Genomic DNA, 6,713 nt, shown 5'->3' with positions numbered 1-6,713 from the left:
GCACAGTACAGTAAATGTCAACAGACCCTAATATTTATTGTTCTATTTTTTAATTGAGGAAACCGACTTCTTCTAAGTAAATCAAGTAATCCAAATTGAACAGGAAGCTCCTTCTAAAGATAATTATTTAGATCATGAATCTGCTGAGAAGCATACGCTCTATAATCAAACCACTATTATGAGCGTATTCGTTATCTTCCAATTGCCTTCAGCTTAACCCAAACCCTTAACCAGAAAGAAACAGCCCACAATCACCAATAACACGGCGAAACATTTTTTCAGGATTTGTGGCGATAATGCATGTGCTGTTTTCGCCCCAAGTTTGGCAGTAAAGAAACTCATAATGCTAATACCAAGAAAAGCATAAATATGAACAAAGCCAATAGTATTGGGCACATTCACCTGCGCCTGCATCCCAAAAATCATAAATCCCAAAGCACCGGCAACTGCAATGGGGAAACCACAGGCTGCAGATGTGCCTACTGCCTGTTGCATGACCACGCCATAACGGTTGAGATACGGTACGGTCAAGCTGCCACCGCCAATCCCAAAGATGGCTGAAGCAAAACCAATTCCCGAACCTGCAGCGATTTGTTGACCGGTTGAGGGCAAGGTTCGCCCCTGCTCTGCCGGCTTTTTGCTACCTGTAAACATGGTATACGCCACCCAGATCAGAAAGATTCCTACCACAATCTGCAAATGTAAGCCCGAAATTAAACCGGCAATCCCTGCACCGAAAAAGCATCCAATGGCCATAGGCGGAGCTAGATGTCTAAAGACTGGCCACAGCACTGCCTCGTTCTTATGGTGCGCCATCAATGAACTGATAGAGGTGATCACAATAGTTGCTAGCGATGTACCTAAAGCCAAATGCATAATCGCATCCGGACTATAACCCATCTGCATAAACACGATATATAACAGTGGTACAATGATTGTTCCGCCACCGACCCCAAACAGCCCAGCGGCAAAACCTGCGCATGCCCCGATAATTAAAAAAATGATAATTTCCACGAAATACTGACTGAATAATTTGAAATTAAAGACAAGGCGCCTTAAGCAAGTTCCAGCTCACCAACCTGATGATAGGCACGATTAAAATACACCAGACCATGTTCTTGCTGACTGTGCTGAATGGCCAGCACACGGCACATAAAAATGCTATGCGTACCCACCTGCTGAATCTGCTCAATCTCGCAATCAAAGCTGGTCAAGGCATCTGTTAACACCGGCGCGCCGGTTTCCAGCTCAGTCCAGGTTCCATATTGAAAGCGCTCTTCAGACTTCATTTTGGAGGCAAAGACATTGGAGATTTGTTGATGCTGCGCGCCTAGCACATTCACGCTCAAGATTTTATTTTCAATAAAATGGGCGTGTGAGCGTGAAGCCTGATTCATGCAAACCAATAAGGTCGGTGGTGTATCGGTTACACTACACACGGCAGATGCGGTAAATCCATGCACACCAGACGCCCCTGCCGTGGTCACCACATTGACCGCGCTGCTGAGCAAAGACATGGCATTTCTAAAGTCTGCTGCTTCAATCATCACCGGATTCCTTCATTTTCTTGGGTTATGCTTGAAATGGTTGTTAAGCGGATGGGCCAGATGTTTTCCATCCATTCCCATCAGCTCTGCCACATGATGTGCCTGCGCGTTAAGCACTCAATTCTTGACGCACAATATCGGCGCCAGCGCTTAAAGCACGAAGTTTACCTTGCGCCACCTGACGCGATAACGGCGTCATACCACAGTTGGTCGATGGATAAAGCTTGTCGGCATCAACAAACTGCAAAGCTTTACGCAAGGTATTGGCCACTTCTTCTGCGGTTTCAATCTGGTTGGTGGCCACATCAATAGCGCCAACCATAACTTTTTTGCCGCGGATCAGCTCAATCAGGTCCATCGGTACGCGTGAGTTCTGACATTCCAGCGAAACAATATCAATTTTGGATTGTTGCAGTTTCGGGAACACGGCTTCATATTGACGCCATTCAGAGCCTAAGGTTTTTTTCCAGTCAGTATTGGCTTTAATGCCATAGCCATAGCAGATATGCACGGCGGTTTCGCATTTCAGACCTTCCAGTGCGCGTTCCAGCGTGGCCACACCCCAGTCATTGACTTCATCAAAGAACACGTTAAAAGCAGGTTCATCAAACTGAATAATATCAACCCCAGCGGCTTCGAGTTCCCTTGCCTCCTGATTCAGGATTTTGGCAAATTCCCAGGCCAGTTTTTCACGGCTTTTGTAATGACCATCGTACAGGGTATCAATCATGGTCATTGGACCCGGCAAAGCCCATTTAATTGGCTGAGTGGTCTGGCTGCGTAAAAACTTGGCATCTTCCACAAACACCGGCTGTTTCCGGGCCACCTCACCGATCACCGAAGGTACGCTGGCATCATAACGGTTACGAATACGCACCGTTTCCCGTTTTTCAAAATCCACACCTTCGAGATGTTCAATAAAGGTGGTGACAAAATGCTGACGGGTCTGCTCACCATCGCTGACAATATCAATTCCGGCCAGTAACTGTTCATGCAGTGACAGGCTCAAGGCATCCTGTTTGGCTTCACGCAGTGCATCGCCTTCAAGTTTCCATGGCGACCAGAGTTTTTCCGGTTCTGCCAGCCAGGATGGTTTCGGTAAGCTGCCTGCGGTTGAGGTTGGGAGTAAAATGCTCATCTTTAATCTTCTATCTCTATACGTTGAATTAAGCAGCGTTGGTTGCTACGGCGTAGCTGGCAGCCCACTGTTCCAGAATGTGCTGATACGGTTTAATAAAGTGTTCTTCTGTCCATTTGCCCTGTTTTACGGCCAGCTGGCTACGCTCGACACGGTCATAGACAATTTGCGTTAAGGAATAATCCGGGTACTCAAGACTAGGTTGATAGACCTGACCTGCAGTCGAGTTGGCATTATAAATTTCAGGACGATAAATCTTCTGGAAGCTTTCCATGGTGCTAATCGCGCTGATTAATTCAAGATCGGTATAATCCGTCAATAAATCACCGCTAAAATAGAACGCCAAAGGTGCAGCACTATTTTCCGGTTTAAAATAGCGAACAGTTAAACCCATTTTTGCGAAATAATGATCTGTTCTTGAGTATTCATTTTGCTGATATTCAACCCCTAACACCGGATGAATATTGGCGGTACGATAATAGGTTTTGGTGGTCGATACGCTCAGGCAGATCACCGGCTGTTTATTAAACTGTGACTGGAACGCCTCGGAATTCACCACGTACTGATACAGCTTGCCGTGCAAATCACCAAAGTTGTCAGGCATTTCCCCGGCTTTATGGCCTTGGGACAATAAAAGCACGCTAAAGTCATAATCACGTACATACGATGAAAAACTGTTTCCGATCATGCCTTCAATACGCTGATTGGTACGATGATCAACAATCGTCGATTTCAGCATTTCAATGGCTGGAAAGGCGTTACCATTGCCTTCGACATCAAGATCTGCAGACACAATATCAATTTCCAGTGAATAACGGTCACCCTTCGGATTATCCCAATGTGCCAAGGCATTAAAACGGTTATTGATCATGCGCAGCGTGTTACGCAGGTTCTGTTCACGGCTTTCGCCACGCGCCAGATTGGCAAAGTTGGTTGTTAAACGGGTACTGTCCGCTGGTTGATAGTTTTCATCAAAACGAATACGTTTAATTGAACATGCAAACCGTTGACTCATCTGTTCCACCGCTTTAAATATCTAAAAATAAAAACCTGAATGTCTTTCTGGTTTTAGTTATACGTGAACCCTAAGATGAATAAAAATGATTTAATCTAAGTTAATAGTGAATTAAATTCATGTTTTGATTTGAATAGCGTTATTTAAGGCGAAAATATAGAAAAATAGACTGCCCTATGAGTCATCAATCGAGTCCAATTTTTCTTGCTGGAAAAAGGCCAAAAAGCTAGATTTAGAATCAAAATATATTTTTTTAATTTTAATAAAAACAATTATTTATAATTTTTATTGTAGCTAAATATCTTCACATTTTGTTGAAGAAAATGAGCTTCTTGATGGAATAAAAAATTGGCTCGCCTAAATATTTGGATCTGGTCTGTTTAGGTCAAACGGCGCTTATATAAAAATGTCTATAAAAGCATCAACATGAATTTGGCTCAGTTGAAGATGAGGAAAAATCAAGGGGTTTAGCTTTAAATGATCAGTGATTTACCTTCCTATTAAACGAATAGATGCAGTGTTCTTCTGTAGCCCAATTTCCTTGAGAAACGACTTTGCGACTTTCAGCTTCTATAAGAAATGAAAATTTAAGCCGGCCCAGCTATACTGCTTAAAATACAAGCAGAATATTAAGATCAGTAAAATAAGGAAATATCCAATGACTTTTCAAAAAACAATCTTAGGCCTAAGTTTAGGTTGTGTACTGACACTTATGTATGGCTGTGCCAAACCCACTTCTGATCAGTCTGAAACTGAAGTCAGTACTTCTGAAATCACATCAGATTCAAATGAAACTGCCAAAGCCAGCTCAGATTTTGATCTGAATAACATACCCATTTCGAGCGCAGTGCCTGGTGAGTTGCCTTATATTGAATTACCAGAGGGCTATCGCTATCAGAATGATGAAAAACGAAATTTTGAACGTGTACCCTTTTGGACAGGACATGACTTTCACTGGGTTGAAGGAAAACTGTTTAGTTCGGGTATTAGCGCTGAATCAGATTATAAAGAAGGCAGTTTTTTAGAAATACAGCGTAACCTTGATGCGGTAATTAAACAGCTTGGCGGTGTAGAAGTTGCCAATAGTCAAATTCCAAGAGAGCTTGCCAACAGTCTGCCTGATGCCATTCGGGTGCAACATGGTTCAGGTTTGGCTGATATTTATAATTACCCTGCGCAAACGTATGTGATTCGACAAGCGGATAAAAATATTTGGTTCCATTTGGCGCAATCTGGCAACTATATGGGTTTAATGGTAGCGGAAAGTCAGCCCTTAAATATCACTGCCAAAGCACTGACGTCGAGTGCACTGAAACAAAGTCTGGATCAGGACAGTAAAGTGAGTGTGCAAATTAACTTTGCCACAGATCAAGCCGATATTTTGCCAGACTCACAAGAACAAATAGATCAGATTATTGCTTTACTGAAAGATAACGATGATTTAAAACTTGGCATTTACGGACATACTGATAATACAGGCGATGCGGCGCATAATTTAAAATTGTCTGAGCAACGTGCGCAAGCTGTGGTGACTGCTCTAACCAAAGCAGGCATTGATACAAATCGTCTGACAGCCAAAGGTTTTGGGGATACTCAGCCTGTTGCAGATAATGCGACTGAAGATGGTAAGGCGAAAAACCGTCGGGTGGAGTTGGTGAAATTATAAAAGTCTAAATACTAAAAAGACCGCAATATAGCGGTCTTTTTTACATCTTTTTAAAAATGGTGTCACGGCAGTCAACGTCTAAAACAAGCACCACAATTTTGGCGTCAATGACTTGATAGACTAAGCGATACGCGGTTTCAGCTTATCAAACTTTTAAGTGCGGTTTTTGTGAACTCGAACTCTTAAGTCAGCTAAAGTTATCCTGATAGTTTCTTCACTTTTCGCTTTTTCTGCTAGTTGTAATAAATAAACCTCATCCATAACACAATCTTTTAAGATTATTTTTGTATTTTCCAAAATGCGATTTTGACGATCAGGGCTACGACCTTCTAAAAATTCTGGTATTTTTTTTACCATATTTCATAAGCTCCAAATAGGATGTTCTTCCCAATTACCAGGAAACCCCATCGCAACACGCCAATTTTCATCTTTCACAATAGGTTTTAAGAGTTTATTCAATTGATAGCACCACTCTGAATCAAATCCTGTCGGTCTTAGCAAGGTTTTTAAGATTAAGAGTACATAGAAGATACGTTTATTCGTCGGTGTAATCGGTGATTGCCAATTTGGATCTTTGTCGGCTTTAGATTTAATAGCTAATTCTTTATTCCATAACCGTCCATGATGGGCACAAATATTTCTCACATAGGTCAATATATGCAACCATTCAGCTAATTTTTCATGATGCAAAGAAAAATGCTGTGCGATTGCTTTCTTATCTTCTTTATTGTTAGCCTTATTATTTATTAAACCACTATATAAAAATGACAATGAACCAAAACTTAAAACTTCTGTCAGCATCCAAATTGGGATTTGAGGAAAATCATCATAATTTTGTTGAAAATGCTGGATGAACGTATCTTTAGAGCGTTCAACTTCTTTGTTGCATGTTTCTAAAAATTTTCTATGGTTAAATTTGGGATAAAAATTTTGTGCATTGTAGATACCAAATGCACCATATTGATGACCGAGATAATACGTTAATTTCGTTCGTAAAAACGTTTCTATAATTTCGATAGCACCGAATATTTGTAATCGTAATTCAGTATCAAATTCATATAATTGCACAATTTTTTCAAACGAAGTGCCCGGCTTGAATCGATCTAAGACATTATTTCCTGACCTTATTCGGTAAGGATACCAATATGCACTTAAGCGATAATAACCATATTTTGCCAATATTCCTTCAGCCCAAGCAACATTATGAATACTCAATCCTTTAGACTGTAGATGATGCACTTGCTCAGCATATGATAAAGGCTTTTTATTATAAGGTTTTAACATAATTCACTAAAATCGAGGCATAAAAAACCGCCAAGGTTGCGCGGACTTCAAAAGAAGAACTAA

The 6,713-nt window shown here is 41.3% G+C and carries 7 protein-coding genes; 1 reads left to right on the top strand and 6 read right to left on the bottom strand.

The genetic code is table 11. The features are described from left to right. Positions 1 to 213 precede the first annotated feature (213 nt). The 4 genes from ACPEPR_RS09105 to ACPEPR_RS09090 all read right to left on the bottom strand — a co-directional run bounded on the left by ACPEPR_RS09105 (position 214) and on the right by ACPEPR_RS09090 (position 3,700). Entirely contained in the window at positions 214 to 1,014 is an 801-nt protein-coding gene (locus tag ACPEPR_RS09105) for a sulfite exporter TauE/SafE family protein (RefSeq protein ID WP_423562335.1), read from the bottom strand. A gap of 41 nt (positions 1,015 to 1,055) precedes the next feature. After that, positions 1,056 to 1,547, bottom strand: a complete 492-nt coding sequence (locus ACPEPR_RS09100; RefSeq protein ID WP_005177877.1) for a flavin reductase — start codon at positions 1,545 to 1,547, stop codon at positions 1,056 to 1,058. A 109-nt stretch (positions 1,548 to 1,656) separates the two neighbouring features. Next, positions 1,657 to 2,685 (bottom strand): methionine synthase, encoded by a 1,029-nt coding sequence (locus ACPEPR_RS09095; RefSeq protein ID WP_104498182.1) that lies wholly within the window; start codon positions 2,683 to 2,685, stop codon positions 1,657 to 1,659. Positions 2,686 to 2,713: 28 nt separating this feature from the next. Beyond that, complete coding sequence (locus tag ACPEPR_RS09090) at positions 2,714 to 3,700, bottom strand: DUF1852 domain-containing protein (RefSeq protein ID WP_423562334.1); 987 nt, start codon at positions 3,698 to 3,700, stop codon at positions 2,714 to 2,716. 658 nt (positions 3,701 to 4,358) lie between these two features. On the opposite strand from ACPEPR_RS09090, the gene ACPEPR_RS09085 reads away from it, so the two are divergent. After that, positions 4,359 to 5,366 carry an OmpA family protein gene (locus tag ACPEPR_RS09085; protein WP_423562333.1) on the top strand — a complete coding sequence of 336 codons (1,008 nt, stop codon included), beginning with the start codon at positions 4,359 to 4,361 and terminating at the stop codon, positions 5,364 to 5,366. A 153-nt stretch (positions 5,367 to 5,519) separates the two neighbouring features. Here ACPEPR_RS09085 and ACPEPR_RS09080 read toward each other — a convergent pair whose 3' ends face one another. Further along, entirely contained in the window at positions 5,520 to 5,723 is a 204-nt protein-coding gene (locus ACPEPR_RS09080) for a hypothetical protein (RefSeq protein WP_127801575.1), read from the bottom strand. Between the two features lie 3 nt (positions 5,724 to 5,726). After that, complete coding sequence (locus ACPEPR_RS09075) at positions 5,727 to 6,650, bottom strand: Abi family protein (RefSeq protein ID WP_423562332.1); 924 nt, start codon at positions 6,648 to 6,650, stop codon at positions 5,727 to 5,729. Positions 6,651 to 6,713: the final 63 nt, after the last annotated feature.

Source organism: Acinetobacter sp. AND/436, from assembly GCF_049546925.1.
GTDB classification, from domain to species: domain Bacteria; phylum Pseudomonadota; class Gammaproteobacteria; order Pseudomonadales; family Moraxellaceae; genus Acinetobacter; species Acinetobacter indicus.
Note: the sequence above shows the minus strand (reverse complement) of the source record. Positions and strands in the feature narration are given on the sequence as shown.

What these genes read in the sequence shown, in the direction of transcription:
- ACPEPR_RS09100 (WP_005177877.1), bottom strand. Translation starts at nt 1,547, where the DNA reads ATGATTGAAGCAGCAGACTTTAGAAATGCCATGTCTTTGCTCAGCAGC.
- ACPEPR_RS09075 (WP_423562332.1), bottom strand. Translation starts at nt 6,650, where the DNA reads ATGTTAAAACCTTATAATAAAAAGCCTTTATCATATGCTGAGCAAGTG.
- ACPEPR_RS09085 (WP_423562333.1), top strand. Translation starts at nt 4,359, where the DNA reads ATGACTTTTCAAAAAACAATCTTAGGCCTAAGTTTAGGTTGTGTACTG.
- ACPEPR_RS09080 (WP_127801575.1), bottom strand. Translation starts at nt 5,723, where the DNA reads ATGGTAAAAAAAATACCAGAATTTTTAGAAGGTCGTAGCCCTGATCGT.
- ACPEPR_RS09095 (WP_104498182.1), bottom strand. Translation starts at nt 2,685, where the DNA reads ATGAGCATTTTACTCCCAACCTCAACCGCAGGCAGCTTACCGAAACCA.
- ACPEPR_RS09090 (WP_423562334.1), bottom strand. Translation starts at nt 3,700, where the DNA reads ATGAGTCAACGGTTTGCATGTTCAATTAAACGTATTCGTTTTGATGAA.